Origin of the sequence: Tateyamaria omphalii, from assembly GCF_001969365.1 — a bacterium.
Classification (GTDB): Bacteria; Pseudomonadota; Alphaproteobacteria; order Rhodobacterales; family Rhodobacteraceae; genus Tateyamaria; species Tateyamaria omphalii_A.
Window position 1 is genome coordinate 2,962,592 of record NZ_CP019312.1, and the last position, 16,840, is coordinate 2,979,431.

Below are 16,840 nucleotides of genomic sequence, written 5' to 3' on the forward strand. Positions count from 1 at the left end.
CAATGACCGCGATACTGTCCAACCCTTGCCCTGATCCTGCCCTTATTGACCCGCATACCGACCGTCAACACAGAGTGATTTGAGGTAGCAGGCATGGATCGCCTTACAGAAATGGAAGCCTTTGCCACGGTCGTGGATCAGGGCGGTTTTACCGATGCGGCCAAGAAGATGGGGATTTCGAAATCCGCCGTCTCAAAGCACGTGTCGTCGCTGGAGGCCCGTCTGGGTGCCCGCCTGCTGAACCGTACGACCCGCCGCGTGAGCCCGACCGAGATCGGTCTGGCTTACTACGACCGTGCCCGCCGTGTTCTGAACGACGCGGGCGAGGCGGATTCGCTGGTGACGTCCATGCAGTCGGCGCCCTCGGGCCTGCTGCGCATTTCTGTCGCGACGGATTTTGGGGTCAACCACCTGTCGCCACGATTGTCGGAGTTTCTGGCCGATTTTCCGGACATCACGGTGAACATGGTGCTGAACAACCGCTATGTCGAGCTGATCTCGGAAGGCTTTGACATGGCCGTGCGCATTGGCGAGCTGGAGGACAGCACCCTGCGCGCCCGCAAGCTGACCGAGACGACCAAGCGTATGATCGCGTCGCCCAAGTATTTCGAGCAATATGGGCGCCCGCAAAAGATCGACGATCTGAACGCGCACAAGCTGCTTCATTATTCCAACCAGTCGTCGGGCAATGTCTGGAAGCTGACCGCGCCGTCGGGGGAAAAGCGCCAGGTGCGCACCGCCGGTTGGCTGAGTGTGAATGACGGACAGTCGCTGTTGAATGCGGCCATTTCGGGTCTGGGCATTGCGTATCTGCCCAGTTTCCTTTACGCCGACGCGCTGGAGCAGGGGTTGGTCGAGGATGCGATCCCCGATCTGCCGATCGAGACGCAGGGCATCTATGCCGTGTATCCGCCCGGTCGCTTCACCCAGCCCAAAGTGCGAGCGTTTATTGATTTCCTGGTCCACGCCTTTGCTGAAAAGGGTCCGTCTGACTGGTAAGAGTTAACCGACCTCCCCTCGGTTGATGACTGACCCCGGTGCGTGAGTGCCGGGGTTTTTTCTTTGGGGGTAGGCCAGTTTTGAGCCCTTTTGTCGAATGCGGCGACATCCACGAAGGACCGCTCCGGACCATGACAGTATGTCCAAATACGCTACAACGTAGTAAGCCAAATTCAATCTAAAGGCTTTCCGTTCGTTTCCGTGGTGTCCATTTTTCAAAAACGCGACTTCGCTGGCCTATTGCTTGCGAACACGATTCTCGGAGCGGCATTTCCTGTTCAGCTCATCCTCGGAGGCTTGGCGGGGCTGATGCTGGCACCAAGCCCGACGCTTGCCACACTCCCGTCATCTGTTCAGACCTTGGCGGGCATGGTTGCCGCTGCACCCTTTTCGCTCTTGATGGGGCGGTTCGGCAGGCGAGTTGGCTTTGCCTTGGGTGGTTTGATGACGCTCCTCGGAGCGATCTTGGCCACCCAGGCTCTGATTTCTCAAAGCTTTATCCTGCTGTGCGCAGCACACTTCCTGATGGGCGCTGGATGGGCATCGTTCCAGTATTTTCGGTTCGCTGCCGGAGAGGCCGTTGAAACGAACTGGCGGCCCGTGGCGATTTCGCTGATGATGAGTTCTCTGCTGATCGCCGCTATTGTTGGCCCACAAGTGTTCATTGCCGCGAAAGACTTACTCGCGCCCATCCCTTTTGCTGGCGCATATGCAGCGACAGGTCTGATTGCTGTGCTTGGCATTGTTCCCCTTGGCCTGGTTCGCATGCCTCGACGAAAGAGGGAACCGACCGATGAACCACCAAATAAGTTCGCCTCTCTCGCCGCTCTCCGCCGCCCCGCCATCAGGCAGGCCATTGGCATCGCCGCCGTGTCGCAGGGTGTCATGGTGTTTCTAATGATCCCAACACCGATTGCCATGGTCGGATGCGGGTTCAGTAAGGCTACCGCGAGCGACGTTGTGCGTTGGCATATTGTTGCAATGTTCGCCCCAAGCTTCTTTACCGGGTTTTTGATCAAGCGGTTCGGGGCGCAAACCATTGCGACCATCGGGCTTGTCACCATAGCCACGGCGGCAATTGCAGCCGCGCTTGGTCTTTCCGCGCTGCACTTCTACGGATCGCTGATCGTTCTTGGCGTTGGATGGAATTTCGGGTTCGTCGGAGGCACGGCAATGCTCGACGCCGCTGTGTCTGAGAGCGAGAAAGCTGCCGTGCAGGGGGCCAACGACACGATCATTGCGTTGATCTCTACCATCTGCGCCTTCGCTGCAGGGTTCGTCGTTTCAAGCGTGGGATGGGCCGTTCTCGCCATGATCTCTGGCGGCATCATTCTAGTTGCTATTGCTGCGTTGGCTTTTGATCGGAATACCTCACAGAAGGTCAAGAGCGGACCTTGATGTGACCAATCTGAATGACAGCTGCGTGCCGCGTTGACGACATTCCCCGGCCAAGACCTCAAGGTCTGCTTTCAGACCCGCACCGTCAAAAATCGACGAATGAGAGTCTTAGGCTCGGGCCTCGTAGCCCGTAGAGGGCGATTGCACAGAGGAAGACCTTTGGGCATCCGTCATATCGCGTTGGGACCCGCCGCCAATCCTTTAGCCTGCCAAACATGATCTCGATCACTGCCCGGCAATGCATTGCGTAGCGATGTCACAAGAGCGGCGATTGCGCCGTCTGTCGCGACGCTTGATGCCATGCTCCAATTCCGCCTCTTGGAGCGCGATGAGAAAATTGAGTACGGCGTAGATCGAAGATCCGGGTAACGAGCTCAGGCCAGGGATTCAGCTGGCGCAGCAGGCTACCCAAGCCGCTGACGTTTGATCCGTCCTGCGCATGGTCTTGCAGGATCTCCCCTAGCGCTGCGTCGCGCACGTGCGCGATGAGGTTGCCAAACCTCTCTAAGGCTTCACGTTCGGACATGGGCGTGCCACTTCAGATCGCGCATGGGACCGGAGTAAAGCCCACCATCAGGCGGTCGCGTTCCGCCCAAGATTTGAAATCCTCTGTGCACAGCACCACGCCGGGTTGGCGCTGGTCAATGCCGATATGAACGTCGTCAGGCATTGGACGGGTAATGACGTAGTCCAACATTTTGAACTTCTTCAACGTGGGCCAGAAGTGAAGCGGCGTTTTTTCCGCGTCGATGACCTCCACTTGAGGAAGTTTGACTGTGTAGTATGCTGCAATGACGTCACCGACCCATTCCAGCAGGTTTTCGGGCCCCCAAGTGATCGTGACTTCGAAGAACTCGGGCTGACGCATGTCGTAGCAACGGACAGCAGACACAAAACGGTCGGTCACCAGTTTGCACCCAACCGAAGGGATCCAATCATGCTCGGTGATCTCATCCCGCCCTAGATCGTCGGCTATGAATGGCCCAAGGTAGACCTCCCCGCGGTTTTCCGCAGCGACCCTTTTATCGTAGTCGCTTTCGTAAACCTTCGAGACCGATTTGACGCGTGGGTCTGGTTGAATTTGGTAGTACTGCATCTTCATCCTCTGGCGTGAACGTTATCGCCCGGTGTTCAAAACCTGTCCGCTTCGGTCGATCAAGAACGACGATTGCACATGTTTTCTTCGCCCCTAACGACAATTGGCAATCTGTAGTGCACCGGTTTGTAACATGGTTCTGTGAGCAAGAACAAAGGCCCGGACGGCAAGCCTCTTGCACGTTCGGGTCATGTTGCGCGTCCTATTTTCAAGCAGTTCCAACTGCGTTGCCATATACGTGTTGTAATCGCTGTGTCCGCTGAACCCACGGTGCTGCGCAGACGTCCGCGGTGCCGCCGCCCCACCGCCTGAAACCGATGAACAGTAACGTGGCAGGTACATTAGGTTCTGCCGCGAGTTTACGTCGAACCCGATGGATCGCAGAAACGGGTTGGTTCGCAGGTGCCAAGGAATAATGTGATGTCGCTCAAAGCCTGGCATCCGCGTCATCCAAGGTGGATAGCGCGCCTCAAGCCCTAGCGGATCAATCCAGTGTAGCGGATTGCTGACATAGCCATGCGCGCGCGTTCCGGCGGATGCACCGAGTGGATCAATGGACAGATACTGCCCGACATCCGGGTCATAATACCGGAAGCGGTTGTAGTGCAGCCCGCTTTCGGCGTCATGCCATTGGCCTGGGAAGCGGATCGGGCAAAGGGTGGAATCACCCCATTGCCCCCTTTCCTTCCCCCAGAGGCGGTAGGTGGCCGACCACAGGATGGCGCCTGAGCCATCCACGATCTCGCGCGGCGTGCCGAGGTGGTCGGTTATGACATGGCCAAGGGTCTCGCCTTCGCGAAGGAGCGGGCGGTGGCTGCGCGGCTCAAAGTGCCAGTGGACGGCGGCGGCTCCATCCGTCGCTTCAATGGCGATGACATCGCGATCCCAGAGGAACCGGGTGCGCGTGCTGGCCGAGCGTTTTTCGATGCGCCGCCCGAACGGGTCATAGGTGTAGTCCCAACGCTCGCCTTCCGGCGTGATGCACGCGACCAGCCGATCCATCACGTCCCAATGGTAGGTCCAGGTCTGGGGCCGGAATCCGTCCCGTTGCACGCGGCGTTCGGTGACGCGCCCGCAGGCGTCATAGGACAGGGTGATGCGCTCGCCCCCCAGCCCTGCGGCTTCGTGCACACGGCCGCCCGGCGCTGTGCGCCAATACGACAGCGGCCGGTCCAGCGGCATCTGCGGTTGTGCGATATCGGCGGCTTCGACATCCTGCGTGAGCTTGTAGGCAAAGCGTTCGACCTCGATGGTCTCGGACGGAAAGCCCGGCACATCACTGGGCACGGGCGTGGCAAGGCGCATTCCGACGCCGGAGGGCAGGCCATGGCGGGCTTGGGTGATCTGGGCGTTTGCGTCGGCTTGATATTCGGTCGCGCCCCAGAGATCGTCGGCGATGCGCGTTGGCGTATCGCGCCGGTTCCACGCGTAGCTGCGGGTGAAACGATCGGGGCCGTAGGCCAGTTGACGGATGAGTTGCCCGGCGCTGTCAAATTCCTGCATCAGTTCGAAAGCCCCGGCCCCGCGCATGGCGATGGGCCGCCCCAGCGGATCACGGTCAATGGTAAGCGCATCCGTCCCATTGAGGCTGAGCCCGGTCAGAAAGCCCGAAGGTCCATAGCGATACTCCGTCAGATGTGTGCCGATACGCCGTTCGGTAACATTGCCACAGCAATCGAAGGCGCGTTCGATCCGCTCGCCGTTTTGGACTTCGGCAATCTGGTTGCCCATGGCATCGTATTCCAGTTCGATCACTGCATCGGCCCCAGTGGCCCGCTTGATCAGGCCACGGCCGTCGTAGTCGAACCGATCTTCGACCTGCACCGTGCCGTCAGGGGCGACACCAATGCGGGCGGTCAGTTGATCGGCGGCATCCCATTCGAAGCGCATGGTCCGGCCATCGGGGAAATGCAGCGCAATAGGCCGATCGGCATCGTCAAAGTCGTAACGCAGCTCCAGGCCCGCGAAGTCGACCTCACGGATGATCCGGCCCGCGACGTCCCGTTCGAAGCGCCAAACCTCGCCCACCTGGTTTGTCACCTCGCTGAGCGCGAGCTGGTCGTCATAAGTGAACCGTAAACTGCCTTCGCGCGGATCGATCATCTCGATCAAATTGTCGAAAGCGTCGTGAACAAGGCGGGTGACGGCCCCTTCGGCGTCGCGCATCTCAACGATTCTGCCATGCGCCTGACCGCGCAGCTCGGTTTTCGCGCCATCCGCGCGGATCACGCGCGCGGCAGTCCAGAAATCGAGGCCGGGCTGGTCTTCGTATTCGAAGCGGATCGTGGCCCCCAGTTCATCGGTGGTAGAGGTGATGCGCCCCCAGGTGTCGCGTATGAATGTCGTCTGTGCACCGTTGAAATCGACCTCCGAGATCAGCCGGTGTCGATCATCGTAGCTATAGCTTCGGATCATGCCGTCATGTCGGCATTCCCCCAATACAAGGCCCCGATCCGAAACTTTCAGATCAGTGACATGGCCAAGCGGATCACGGACCGAAACGAGGTTTCCGCGTTCGTCGTATTCGTATTCCCATGCTGCGCCGGTCGGGTCGATCACCCGCTCGATCTGCCCGTCAGCGGACCAGCCGTAATAGGTGATCTGGTCCAGCGGATCGCGGATGGATTTCACATTGCCATCGGCGTCGTAGAGGAAGCGGGTACTGTGACCGAGGGGGTCGATGCTCGCGCTGACAAGGCCCTCTGCGTCTTCCTCGAAACGGGTCAGATGGCCAAGGGCATTTTCCTCGGCGGTGATGTTGTCGTTGGCATTGTAGTGATAGGTTTGCGCCCGCGCATGATCGCCGCCCGGTAGATACAGGGTTTTGCGCGAATCGCTGTCATAGACGGCGCGGTCACCGTGATAAGGGCCGGACGTGTCGCTGCACAGGCGGCGGCCTTGATCGTCAAGCGTATAGGTGGCGTCATAAACCTCGTTACGTTGTAGGCCGACGATCCGGTTGCGTTCGTCGTAGCGGAAGCGATGGTGTTCGCCATAAAGGGCGCGCGCCTCCAGCATGTTGCCGCGTTCATCGTAGCGCCATTCCAATACACGCTTGATCTGCCCGTCCGGTGCGACAAGATCGGCGGATGTACGAAACGCGCCGTTGTAGCCGAAGGCGACGGTGAGGCCTTCGGGTGTGGTGATCCGATCCAAGTGGCCGTCGGGGCCGCGCGTAAAGTTCAGCGAGTTGCCATTGGCATTGTATGTGCGGCTGATCCGCCAGACACCATCAGCACCTTTGTCGAAATGGTGAAACAGCCGTCCATCGCGGAGGATCAACGCGCGCGCTCTGCCCTGCATCAGCTTTAAAGGCCGGGTTGTGCTGCCATCGACCCAGCCTTCGGGGATCGGCGTAGGCGCGGGGAATGACACGACGTAGCCGTCATCATCCAGCAGGTCAAAGCCGCCCCTAAGGTTTCGCTTGATCACGGCGTCGTAAGGCGCGATCCGGTTTGTCCCGTGAGGTGAGACATGGTCGATATCGGACCAGTATATCGAATGCAGCGACAGCTCGATCAGGCCGGGTATCAAGAAGAAGGGGTCTTCGTGATTGCCCAAACCGGTGGGCAGCATGAACGGGTTCGAGGCGCGGCGGCAATTGCGCCGGTTCCGGGTGCGGTTGCGGCGGCCATTCACGCGGGCGGTGCGTCGCCCCCGCGACAGCGCACGGGGCGCATTACGAAGCCCAGACCGCAACCCCCGTTCGGCTAGCTCGCGCGTGGCGCGCCGCATCAAGATGCCGCGCGGATCCCATTGCAGAATACGATCCAGCGGGTTCAGGATGTTATAGAAGAACCAGTGATCGTCTTCGACCCGTTCGATCAACTGTTCATTGAACTCGGTATAAGTCTCCATCTGTTGATTGAAAATGGCCGCGTGATCCGGGTTCGTCGGATCCATCTGCATCTGCTCGGCCCATTGGTTGAAATCACGGGTTTCCCACTGGCCCGTCCCGCTTTCGTATGGGTTGAAGGCGCCGCCGAATTCTGCGTCGATCACCGAAAGGTCGATCCGCGCCTCCGCTAGGTCAGCCTCGATCATCTGACGCATCAACGGGTCGGTCTCGGCGGCGAGTTCGGCTTCCATAGCCGCGACCTCTTCTTCGAGGGCTTCCTTTTCCTCTTCCCAGCGCTGCTGATAATCGTCGAAGGCCGTGATCCAATCGGCCAGCATCTCTGGCCCGCCGGCCCCCACGGCGGTGCGTCCATTGGCGTTGGCGCCATACCCGCTGGTATCGGTGCCACCCGCACTGGAGGTCACGTCTTGGGATTGGGAGGGGTCGAAGTCTTGCATGGCTGCCTACATGTGTCCGACCGACGTGCTGGACTTGGACCGCCTGCCCTCTTGAGGCTGCGGGTCGGGATGGTTGATCCACGCCGGATCGGCATCTCGGACAAGCGCAAAGCCTTCGGAGAACACAGTTGAGGCTGCGGTGCGGGCGTGGGCGTAGCCTTTGTAGCCCGAAACCTTCGCACCTTTCTTGGTCCCCGGTTCATGTCCGGTCACGGACCGTGTGCGGGAGTTCAGCTGAAAATCGGGGTTCGAGTTGTCCCGCACCGAATGCGACACGCGGATGCTGCCCGCCAGCGTCACCATCGAGGTATAGGCCACCGGAACCACGCTTTTACCGATGGGTGTCATGCAGACGTCCGGGCCGGTTGTGTGCATGATGTTGCTGCCATCTTTGCGGGCTGAAATTGGGTGGCTCATTCGGCGGCCTCCTCCGGGTCATCAATTGGTTGGGGGTCAAGCAAGGCAGGATCACAGGACACGTCGCGGGGGTGATACCGGATCGGCGATATTTCGGCGCTGTCGTAGGGACGGTAGATTTCCAGGCTCTCGACCCGATCTATCGGAAAAACTGCCCGCAGCACCAGAAAGGCGCGCGGATCATCCGCCGCAGCGGCACCGACATCCAGGAACACACTGTCCAGTACCAGCTCCAGATCGGCGTCGGTGCCGTCGGAATAGGCGGCAAAAAGGCTGAGCCTGGGGTAATCAATCTGAAACCGCCACTCTGCCCGGGTGGGGTGAAGATGCGTGAGCGTCACACCAAGAGGAGCTTGCAGGAAGCGATCGCTGCGCAGATCGGGATGGGCGGAATTGTGATAGGCAAAGTCATAATCCGGTGCCCAGTTCGGCCAGATGTTGTCGAGCCAGTTCTGGTCGTATGTTCCGCCAAGCAGTCGGCGGGGTAACCAGGCCGGTGGGATCGGGCCGAAGCCCGCCGGGTCGGGAGCGTCACTTGCGGTTTCATAGCGTTGGCCCGCAGCCAGGATTTGCGGCGCAGGCACCGCGGCCGGCGTCTCACCCTCGGCGAAGGCTTGGGGAACGCGGCCACAGCCGATGGGATTGCGTTCGTCATAGGCTTCGTTCAGCGCTCCATCGGCATCGCTGATCACCCTGGGCCCGCCAAAGGCGTGCTCGTAGCGAATGGGCACAGCGTCGACTTCGTCGGGGTCTGTCAGCTGCCAATCGGTCACGTGCGTGGTCCGGGGCAGCACACGCGGTATCCAGCTGCGCGGCCCGAAAATGTCCAACGCGGCATTGACCTGCCGACCTGTCGCGTCCTCGACAATGACGGATGAGGTCCAATACCGTGCCCGCCCACCAGGTGCATAAGCCACGGCATCGAGTACGATATCGGTCGTCGGTTTGTAGGGCACCAGGTCACTCGGATAGCGCAGAGACGTCTCGTTCAGCGCACCGGTGTATTCGTCGGTCACAACCAGTGGCTCCTGCTCATCGGAGATGGCGCAGGAGCCACTTTCGGGGATGTCAAAAGCCAGTTTGACCATCACCACGCCGAATTCCTGACCATCCGAATCGAGGTTCGAGAAGCGGAGATTTGCGAAAGGCGTGCGATTGATAAGGTCAATTGCCATGTCAGTTCAGGTCAATAACTTTGCCGATCTGTTGGAAAGATCCCTCGGCCTCGAAATGGAAGGTGACACCCGTGATTATTACGGTGCCGTCCGATTTCATGATCATTTTGGATTTGCCGACTTCGATCACGTATTCTTCGGCCACGATAAGTTTCTTGGACTTGCCAATGTTTTCGATGGAGGTCTGGCCGACATTGGTCACCTTGCTCACGCCGATCTGTTCGGCGCGTGCCACGCCGACTGTATCGGATTGGAACGCGGCAACGACCGTATTCTTGACGCCTGGCATCGGGAACAGGCCCGAGGCATCGCCGCCCATCCCGGTGCCCGAGGCCGCGAGCGATGCGCCCGCGTCAGGCCGGTTGCTGGCGCCACCCACAACGCCGGAACGGTTCATCAGACCGCCCGGCCCAAAGAACCCAAGCGCTGAGGACGCAAGCGTTCCTGCGAAGGCCGACAAGGCTGGGCTTCCGGCTCCCGCAATTTCGCCGGCTTCCTGCAGGAAGCCTGCGGTGTTCTGTGCCAGCCCACCCACACCAGCCATCAGCGCGAAGGCCGACACGCCGGTGCCGCCCACGACGGTGTTCATCGAACCGCCGACTTCGTGTTTTTGGTTTCCTCCGACCTCGACGGCGCGGTTGGCGCCGATGGCTGCAACCTCGTGACGATCAACCCGCTTCGTGCGGTCGTTCAGCACCCGGGTCGTCTGGTCCTTCTGGGCGTGGAAGAACATGTTCTCGACACCGTCCTGATCCTCGAAGGTGATCTCATTGAAGCCGCTGCCTTTGTGGGTCTGGGTGCGCATCACGCTCTTCGTCTTGTTCGCGGGCAGCTCATACGGCACCTTCTGCCGCTCATTTGGCACGACGCCGGTCACCACGGGGCGGTCCGGATCGCCGTCGAGGTAGCTGACCATGACCTCCATCCCGATGCGCGGGATCACTTGCCCGCCCCAGCCGGCACCCGCCCAGTTCTGCGTCACGCGCACCCAGCAGGTGTCGCTGCCGTCCTTGGCCGCGCGGCGGTCCCAGGGGAACCACAGCTTGATGCGGCCGTATTCGTCGGGGTGGATCTCTTCGCCCTCGGGGCCCGCAACAATCGCCACCTGCGTGCCGTCGATACGCGGATGCGGGGTCGTGCGTTGCGGCGTGGCAGGCACATCGGCAGGCAGCGCCAGGAAGCGGTTGAGGTATTCGGGCTGGTTCTCGACGCTTTCGTAACTTGTATCCGTCACCTCATGGACGATCGACAGGATCGTGTGGGGGGCGAACACGGTGTCCGGGTTCGCCACATCATAGGGCGTAAAGCGGTGCCCCGGTGCCAGCGTCCGCACGGCGCTCGCGCCCTCGACACGCGCATGCTCGGCCTCCAGCGCCTGCATGCGCAGCTTCGCGACACGCTCGACCTCGGCGTCGTCGATCCCCTCGGATGCGCGCGTGCCCGTGCCATACCCCGCCTGCACGGGGTACTCATAAAGCTCATAGCCGCCATTCTTCGGCAGCGTCACGAGGCCGGGCGCGGCCGCCCCCGGCACCATGCCCGGTGTGGTAAAGTTCCAGTCCCGTCCCGCATGGCTGCCGGGGATGTAACGGAAGGTCGTTTCAAAGCGGTTAATGTGGTTGCGGTCCGTGGAGCCTGCCGCAAAGCGCACATCGCCATCGCCTTCCAGCGCGGTCAGATAGCCCGCCGCATGCGAGGCGATATGAAGGTCATGCGCGCCCGCCTCATGCTGCCAGAAGAAGAACAAGCCATCCTCCTGGAGCCGCCGCATCAGGTAGTCCAGATCCGTCTCGTTCCACTGCACGGAATAGTGCTGCCGCGGCACCGGGTCGACCACGCCCGCGGTCACGGGCGCGGGCAGACCATGCTCGGCGCACAGGATCTCGGCAATCTCGGTGGCGCTCTTGTCCAGCCAGATGCGGCAGTCGCTCTTCTGGGCCAGCATCCAAAGCGCCGGGCGCAGCACCAGCTGGTAGCTGCGCAAGCCACGGCTCGCGCGCGGGCCGGCGATCAGATCGGTGACGATGGCGTTCCAGGTCCGGCGCACAGGCGGCTCCTGGCTGAGCTCGACGCTCACGTCGACAGGCTTGCCCAGAAGCTGATCGGGCGCGATCTCGGGCTGTTTGGAGCGCACCGACACGGTGATCTCGAAGAGCGCCGAGACATGTTCGTTGACCGTGAGTTTCTCCGCCAGCAGAATATCATCGCCAAGCGGTGTCGCGATGCGCAGGATGCGGTCGGCTTGAACAAAATCACGCGCGACGTTCATTAAAAAGCCCCCGACCCAATCGTTAAAATATGCCTGATCAGATCATAGCCACGGCCCAGTCCGCCGCGCGAGTCGAGAGTGGCCAGCCGCCCGTCGTCGGCGTAACTTCGCGAAGGGTGCGAACAGAAATGCGCTCAAGAGTGCCCGCGGAACGCACAGACCGCACCACCCCGCCGACGGCCCATCACAACAGCGACATGTGCGCCATCGTCCGCTAATCCTCCGCGGGCGGCGATGGCCAAAGGGTCCGGATCGCCAATCTCGCCAGCAGCGGACAGAGCATCCCGTCCACTTTCTCCGTCTCCGAGGGGCGAGGCACCGGCCTTCTTCGTCGCGCGCTGACCGCGATGTCTAGCTCCGGCCCCCGCCACATCGCACGCACTTTCTTCATCACAAAAAACAGCGACAATGGGGAACGCGTCATCGCCAAAAAAGAGCGCCCGCGCATGGTCCTCGCCGTCGAAAACGACGAAGACTTCGCGCTCCACAGCAACGTCAACAGGCTGAAAGAAAGGCTGGCGAGGACCGTGGGGATGAGTAACGACCAAGAAGAAATTTAGGTGTGCAAAGCAGCAGTTGAAGCAGACCTTGGCGCCGCCGCAGAGAATGAGCGCTTTGTCCGCACCACAAACCTCTACCCCTCTTCCCCCACCACAATTACCTCGACCCGCCGGTTCGCCTCGCGACCCTCTGCTGTCAGGTTGGTTGCGACGGGTGAGAGGTATCCCATGCCCTCGGCTTCGATCCGGTTCGGGGGCACATCGTAGCGATTGATCAGTCGCTCGCGCACGGCGCGGGCGCGGGCGCGGGAGACGGTGAGGTTGGCCTCGAGCCCGCCGATGGTGTCGGTGTGGCCGACCACGGCGATACGCAAGCCCGGGCGGTTGGCCATCAGGGTGGCGATTTGTTCCAGTTCGGGCGCGGGCCCCTCGCCCAGACGCGTGGTGCCGACGGCGAAATCGAGGCTGCGCAATATGACAGAGCCGTTGGCCAAGAGCCTCTGGCCGAGCTCTTGGACAGAGTTGTTGCCGGACGGTGCGGCGACCGGCGGTGTGGCGGTTGCCGTCGCTGCCTGCTGCGTGCCGACCTGCACCACCTGCAGATAGCCCGCGTCCGGCGCGGTGCTGGCCAGCAACCACACAGCGTTCCCATTGTCCCGGTGCCGTGCGCTCAGGAAGTGGAAGGCGCGCACGTTCACATACATGTTGGGCGCGGGCAGCACGTCGATGGCGAAACGGAAATCGAAGCCTCCGCAGGTGTCGGCCGCGCAGTCCAGTAGCGGCTCATACCCTGCTGCGAGCAATTGCGCGCGCAGGGGCGCCAGGATTTGCAGCGGCGTCAGGCCCGGCGACGTCACGCGGTAGCTGCGTCGCTGCACCGGGCCGTCAATGGTTTCGGCGCGCACCGCACCATTGGCAAAGGGACCGGTCGCAATCTCGACCCGGTCGAGCACGCTGTCGCGCGCGGCGGTTTGCCGGGCATTCGACGGCAATTCCAGTTGCAGGGCAAGTGCCGGTCCTGCCAGCGCGCAGGCCATCAGAGTGAGCCAGCCGCGCATGATCACCGCGCCTGTGCGTGGTAGTCTGGGTTGGGCTGCATGGCCGTCGCACTGGCGACGCGGTTCGACATGTTGAAGAAGGCGGCGACGTTGATCAGGTCCCAGATGTCGCGGTCGGTGAGGCCGTGGTTGCGCAAGATCTGGCGGTCGGGTTCTTCGATTTGGGCGGAGGCGAGTGTGACCTTTTCCGCGAACCCGAGCATGGCGCGTTGGCGCGGCGTAATGTCTGCCACGCGCCAGTTCATGACAAGTTGTTCGCCCAAAGCCGGGTTGCCCGAGAGTTGGCGGACGGCCGCCCCATGGGCTGTGAGGCAGTAAAAACAGCGGTTTGTGGCGCTGACAACGACGGCGACCATCTCGCGTTCGAGCTTGGTCAGCCCGCTGTCGGCGAGCATGAGGTCGTTGTAGAGCGTTGTGAAGGCGTTGAGTTTGTCGATATCAAAGGCGTGCGCTTTGAGGACGTTGGGGACCATGCCCAGCTTGTCCATGCAGATATCGAAGTATTTCTGCGTTTCCGCTGGCAGCGGGTCGACCATGGGCAGGTTCAGGGCGGTGGGCTGATCTGTCATGTGTCCTCCGATGCGATCCGGTAATGATAGCCGCAGGCGCGCCCGAAGCCCAACCCCTGATAGAGCGCGTTGGCCGGGCCGTTGGCGGCCGTGGTCAGCACCGCCATGTACGTGGCGCCGTTTTCTGCGGCCCAGAGTGCCGCCCGTCGCATCATCCATTGCGCCATGCCGTGGCGACGTTGATGGGCCAGCACCTCGACCGCGTGGACCATGGCGATGCGGTCGTGGATCGCGACAAAGGCGGTGCCTGCGGGCTTGTCTTTGTGCCGTGCCAGGATCGCCGTTTTCGTACGCGCCCGATGCATGATCGCAAGGCGCGCGGGGCCGATGCCGCCCGCGGCCCAGATGTCCTTCATGATCGCCAGTGGCTCCCAAATGGCGAAGGCGGTGACGCGGGGGATCGGGATGTCGGTGAGTGTTTCAACCGGCGTGATGTAGCCATTTGTGGGGTCAACGATGGTGTAGCCGTTTTGGTCGAGCAGGGTGTCGAGGGCGTCTTCGCCTTGCCGGACCATGAAGAGTGGCGTCTGGTGCGCGTGGCGCATCGCGTGTTCGGCTTGGGCAAGGTCATGCGTCGGCTCATCCGCTGTGGCCGCCGACACGCGCTTGCCGCCCCCTTGGCCGTCGCGGATGGTCCAAGGGCCTGCGCGCGTGATCGTGGCGGCCGGCCATGTGCCGTCAATGGCAGCGTAGAAGGCTGCCGCGTCGATCATGCCGGGAAGTGGTCGGCGAGCTTGGTCAGGGCGGCGTCCACCTCCGCCCCGCTAGTGCCGCGGATGACCACGTTGGCGCCGTAGCGGCCATCCTTCTGGAATGGGTAGGAACCGATGCTGAGGTCGGGATGGGCCGTCGCGATGTCGCCGAGCGGGCCTGCGATGTCGCCCTCGCCTCGCTCGATCCGCATGGTTTTGGAGATCAGCGGCGCGCCACCTGTGAGTGTGGGCAGGACCGAGGCGACCATGGATTGGAAGACCGAAGGCACACCTGCCATCACGTGGACGTTCTTGAGCGTGAAGCCAGGGGCGGCGGAGACAGGGTTTTCGATCAGCGTGGCACCGTCGGGGATCCGCGCCATGCGGAGCCGTGCGGCATTCAGGTCGGTGCCGGATTTCGCGTAGTGTTCGGCCAGGATTGCGCGGGCATCGTCGCGTATGTCGATGGGCGTGTCGAAGGCGGCGGCAATGCAATCTGCCGTGATGTCGTCGTGCGTCGGACCGATGCCGCCGGAGGTGAAGACGCTGTCGTATGTTGCGCTGAGCGCCTGAACAGCTGCGACGATAGCGGCGGGGTCGTCGCTGACCACGCGCACTTCTTTCAGGTCGATGCCGTGGTCGGTCAGCTGGCCTGCCAGATGGTGCATGTTGGCGTCGCGGGTGCGGCCGGAGAGGATCTCGTCTCCGATCACCAGCATGGCGGCGGTAGGGTTGGGCATCTCGGCCTCCTTGCGATTGCGGCCAGTGACGGTATAGGGCTGCGCCCATGCGCTTTCAAACCGAACTTGTTCCCGCCACGCTGATCCGCCGTTACAAACGGTTTCTGGCGGATTGCCGTCTGGAGGATGGGCGCGAGGTGGTGGCGCATTGTGCCAACCCCGGGTCGATGATGGGGCTGGCGGAGCCGGGCGTGCGCATCTGGCTGGAGCCGAATGACGATCCCAAGAAGAAGCTGAAGTTTGGCTGGCGGCTCGTGGAGCATGCGGGCGGGTATTTCACCGGTGTGGACACCTCGGTCCCGAACAAGGCGCTGCGGGCGGCGTTCGAGGCGAGGCAGGTGCCGGGGTTTGACGCGTATACGACCGTGCGGCCCGAGCAGAAATACGGGGAAGGCAGCCGGATCGACTTTTTGCTTCAGGGCAACGGGTTGCCCGATGCCTATGTAGAGGTGAAATCGGTGACGCTCGCACGGCAGCCGGGGCTGGCGGAGTTCCCTGACTCGGTGACCGCGCGCGGGGCCAAACATCTGGTGGAGTTGGCGCGCATGGCGGAGGCGGGGCATCGGGCCGTGATGCTGTATCTGGTGCAGCGCACGGATTGTGATCGCCTCACACTGGCGGCGGACATCGACCCGGCCTATGCTACAGCCTATGCGACAGCGACCGGGGCGGGGGTGGAAACGCTGTGCCTCGGCACCCATATCACGCCGACAGGCGTACGGGTCGGTGCGCCCATGGCCGTGGTGATGTGACCCACTGGCCCTTTTTGCCGCAGTGCAGTATATTATAGGCCTCAACGCCGATGGAGCGCGCTTTGGACCACGATACCCGCGGTCGTCTGACGAAGGACGGCATACGCATTTATGACCCTTTGGACTTTGCCGGGATGCACGCGGCAGGGCGGCTTGCGGCCGAGATCCTGGATGCGATGGCGGATCAGGTGTTTCCGGGGCAGACGACGGGCGCCATCGACAAGATGATCACCGATATGGTCGACGCGGCGGGCGCGACCTCGGCCACGATCGGGTACAAAGGATACAAGCACGCCAGTTGCATCAGCGTGAACCATGTGGTCTGCCACGGCATTCCGGGCGACAAAACGTTGAAGGATGGCGACATTCTGAACATTGACGTGACCGTCATCGTGGATGGCTGGTATGGCGACACGTCCCGCATGTATGTGGCAGGCAAGCTGCCGCGAAAGGCCGAGCGGCTGATCGAGATCACCCATGACAGCCTGATGCGCGGGATCGAGGCGGTGAAGCCCGGCAACACCTTTGGCGACATCGGCCATGCGATCCAGAGCTTTGTCGAAAGCCAGCGCATGTCCGTTGTGCGCGATTTCTGCGGGCATGGTCTGGGCCGGGTTTTCCACGCGCCGCCCAACGTGCTGCATTATGGCCGTCCCGGCACGGGCGCAGTCCTGGAGCCTGGCATGTTCTTTACCATCGAGCCGATGGTGAACCTTGGGCGGCCCGAAACCAAGACGCTGGCCGACGACTGGACCGCCGTCACCCGCGACAAGTCGTTGTCGGCGCAGTTCGAGCATTCGGTGGGCGTGACCGAGGATGGGGTGGAGATCTTTACCCTGTCGCCCGGTGGTCGGTTTCATCCGACCTATAGGTGAGCGG

The 16,840-nt window shown here is 61.9% G+C and carries 14 protein-coding genes; 5 read left to right on the forward strand and 9 right to left on the reverse strand.

The window, feature by feature from the left end; all coding sequences use genetic code 11:
* The first annotated feature begins 93 nt into the window (after window positions 1–93).
* Together BWR18_RS14820 and BWR18_RS14825 are read left to right on the forward strand one after the other, a co-directional pair.
* Window positions 94–999, forward strand: coding sequence for a LysR family transcriptional regulator (locus BWR18_RS14820; protein WP_076629235.1), 906 nt, complete (start codon window positions 94–96; stop codon window positions 997–999).
* 204 nt (window positions 1,000–1,203) lie between these two features.
* Window positions 1,204–2,397 carry an MFS transporter gene (locus tag BWR18_RS14825; RefSeq protein WP_254684872.1) on the forward strand — a complete coding sequence of 398 codons (1,194 nt, stop codon included), beginning with the start codon at window positions 1,204–1,206 and terminating at the stop codon, window positions 2,395–2,397.
* Window positions 2,398–2,935: 538 nt separating this feature from the next.
* On the opposite strand, the gene BWR18_RS14830 is transcribed toward BWR18_RS14825, so the two are convergent.
* From BWR18_RS14830 to BWR18_RS14850, 5 genes are all read right to left on the reverse strand, one after another.
* Entirely contained in the window at window positions 2,936–3,493 is a 558-nt protein-coding gene (locus tag BWR18_RS14830; protein WP_157598795.1) for a hypothetical protein, read from the reverse strand.
* 93 nt (window positions 3,494–3,586) lie between these two features.
* Entirely contained in the window at window positions 3,587–7,789 is a 4,203-nt protein-coding gene (locus BWR18_RS14835) for an RHS repeat-associated core domain-containing protein (RefSeq protein ID WP_076629237.1), read from the reverse strand.
* 6 nt (window positions 7,790–7,795) lie between these two features.
* Entirely contained in the window at window positions 7,796–8,206 is a 411-nt protein-coding gene (locus tag BWR18_RS14840) for a PAAR-like domain-containing protein (RefSeq protein WP_076629238.1), read from the reverse strand.
* Entirely contained in the window at window positions 8,203–9,381 is a 1,179-nt protein-coding gene (locus BWR18_RS14845; protein WP_076629239.1) for a DUF2169 family type VI secretion system accessory protein, read from the reverse strand. The genes BWR18_RS14840 and BWR18_RS14845 overlap by 4 nt, the downstream gene beginning before the upstream one ends.
* Window position 9,382: 1 nt before the next feature.
* Window positions 9,383–11,650: a type VI secretion system Vgr family protein gene (locus BWR18_RS14850; protein WP_076629240.1), complete on the reverse strand. Its 2,268-nt coding sequence runs from the start codon at window positions 11,648–11,650 to the stop codon at window positions 9,383–9,385.
* 347 nt (window positions 11,651–11,997) lie between these two features.
* Between BWR18_RS14850 and BWR18_RS14855 the strand changes: the two genes are divergently transcribed.
* Window positions 11,998–12,210, forward strand: a complete 213-nt coding sequence (locus tag BWR18_RS14855; RefSeq protein ID WP_076629241.1) for a hypothetical protein — start codon at window positions 11,998–12,000, stop codon at window positions 12,208–12,210.
* Window positions 12,211–12,284: 74 nt separating this feature from the next.
* On the opposite strand, the gene BWR18_RS14860 is transcribed toward BWR18_RS14855, so the two are convergent.
* Genes BWR18_RS14860 through BWR18_RS14875 form a run of 4 tightly spaced genes read right to left on the reverse strand, consistent with a single transcriptional unit; the run spans window position 12,285 to window position 15,209 of the window.
* A complete protein-coding gene (locus BWR18_RS14860; protein WP_076630339.1) occupies window positions 12,285–13,208 on the reverse strand; it encodes an OmpA family protein in 924 nt (307 codons plus the stop codon).
* A 2-nt stretch (window positions 13,209–13,210) separates the two neighbouring features.
* Complete coding sequence (locus tag BWR18_RS14865; RefSeq protein ID WP_076629242.1) at window positions 13,211–13,777, reverse strand: peroxidase-related enzyme; 567 nt, start codon at window positions 13,775–13,777, stop codon at window positions 13,211–13,213.
* Window positions 13,774–14,490, reverse strand: coding sequence for a GNAT family N-acetyltransferase (locus BWR18_RS14870; RefSeq protein WP_076629243.1), 717 nt, complete (start codon window positions 14,488–14,490; stop codon window positions 13,774–13,776). The genes BWR18_RS14865 and BWR18_RS14870 overlap by 4 nt, the downstream gene beginning before the upstream one ends.
* Window positions 14,487–15,209 carry a competence/damage-inducible protein A gene (locus BWR18_RS14875; protein WP_076629244.1) on the reverse strand — a complete coding sequence of 241 codons (723 nt, stop codon included), beginning with the start codon at window positions 15,207–15,209 and terminating at the stop codon, window positions 14,487–14,489. The genes BWR18_RS14870 and BWR18_RS14875 overlap by 4 nt, the downstream gene beginning before the upstream one ends.
* Before the next feature lie 47 nt (window positions 15,210–15,256).
* On the opposite strand from BWR18_RS14875, the gene sfsA reads away from it, so the two are divergent.
* Window positions 15,257–15,961 carry a DNA/RNA nuclease SfsA gene (sfsA, locus tag BWR18_RS14880; protein ID WP_076629245.1) on the forward strand — a complete coding sequence of 235 codons (705 nt, stop codon included), beginning with the start codon at window positions 15,257–15,259 and terminating at the stop codon, window positions 15,959–15,961.
* 62 nt (window positions 15,962–16,023) lie between these two features.
* The gene (gene map, locus BWR18_RS14885) at window positions 16,024–16,836 is read left to right on the forward strand and encodes a type I methionyl aminopeptidase (protein WP_438873635.1); all 813 of its coding nucleotides are present in this window, start codon (window positions 16,024–16,026) and stop codon (window positions 16,834–16,836) included.
* Window positions 16,837–16,840: the final 4 nt, after the last annotated feature.

What these genes read in the sequence shown, in the direction of transcription:
- BWR18_RS14855 (WP_076629241.1), top strand. Translation starts at nt 11,998, where the DNA reads ATGTCTAGCTCCGGCCCCCGCCACATCGCACGCACTTTCTTCATCACA.
- BWR18_RS14845 (WP_076629239.1), bottom strand. Translation starts at nt 9,381, where the DNA reads ATGGCAATTGACCTTATCAATCGCACGCCTTTCGCAAATCTCCGCTTC.
- BWR18_RS14850 (WP_076629240.1), bottom strand. Translation starts at nt 11,650, where the DNA reads ATGAACGTCGCGCGTGATTTTGTTCAAGCCGACCGCATCCTGCGCATC.
- BWR18_RS14835 (WP_076629237.1), bottom strand. Translation starts at nt 7,789, where the DNA reads ATGCAAGACTTCGACCCCTCCCAATCCCAAGACGTGACCTCCAGTGCG.
- BWR18_RS14840 (WP_076629238.1), bottom strand. Translation starts at nt 8,206, where the DNA reads ATGAGCCACCCAATTTCAGCCCGCAAAGATGGCAGCAACATCATGCAC.
- BWR18_RS14830 (WP_157598795.1), bottom strand. Translation starts at nt 3,493, where the DNA reads ATGCAGTACTACCAAATTCAACCAGACCCACGCGTCAAATCGGTCTCG.
- BWR18_RS14860 (WP_076630339.1), bottom strand. Translation starts at nt 13,208, where the DNA reads ATGCGCGGCTGGCTCACTCTGATGGCCTGCGCGCTGGCAGGACCGGCA.
- BWR18_RS14870 (WP_076629243.1), bottom strand. Translation starts at nt 14,490, where the DNA reads ATGATCGACGCGGCAGCCTTCTACGCTGCCATTGACGGCACATGGCCG.
- sfsA (WP_076629245.1), top strand. Translation starts at nt 15,257, where the DNA reads ATGCGCTTTCAAACCGAACTTGTTCCCGCCACGCTGATCCGCCGTTAC.
- BWR18_RS14875 (WP_076629244.1), bottom strand. Translation starts at nt 15,209, where the DNA reads ATGCCCAACCCTACCGCCGCCATGCTGGTGATCGGAGACGAGATCCTC.
- BWR18_RS14820 (WP_076629235.1), top strand. Translation starts at nt 94, where the DNA reads ATGGATCGCCTTACAGAAATGGAAGCCTTTGCCACGGTCGTGGATCAG.
- BWR18_RS14865 (WP_076629242.1), bottom strand. Translation starts at nt 13,777, where the DNA reads ATGACAGATCAGCCCACCGCCCTGAACCTGCCCATGGTCGACCCGCTG.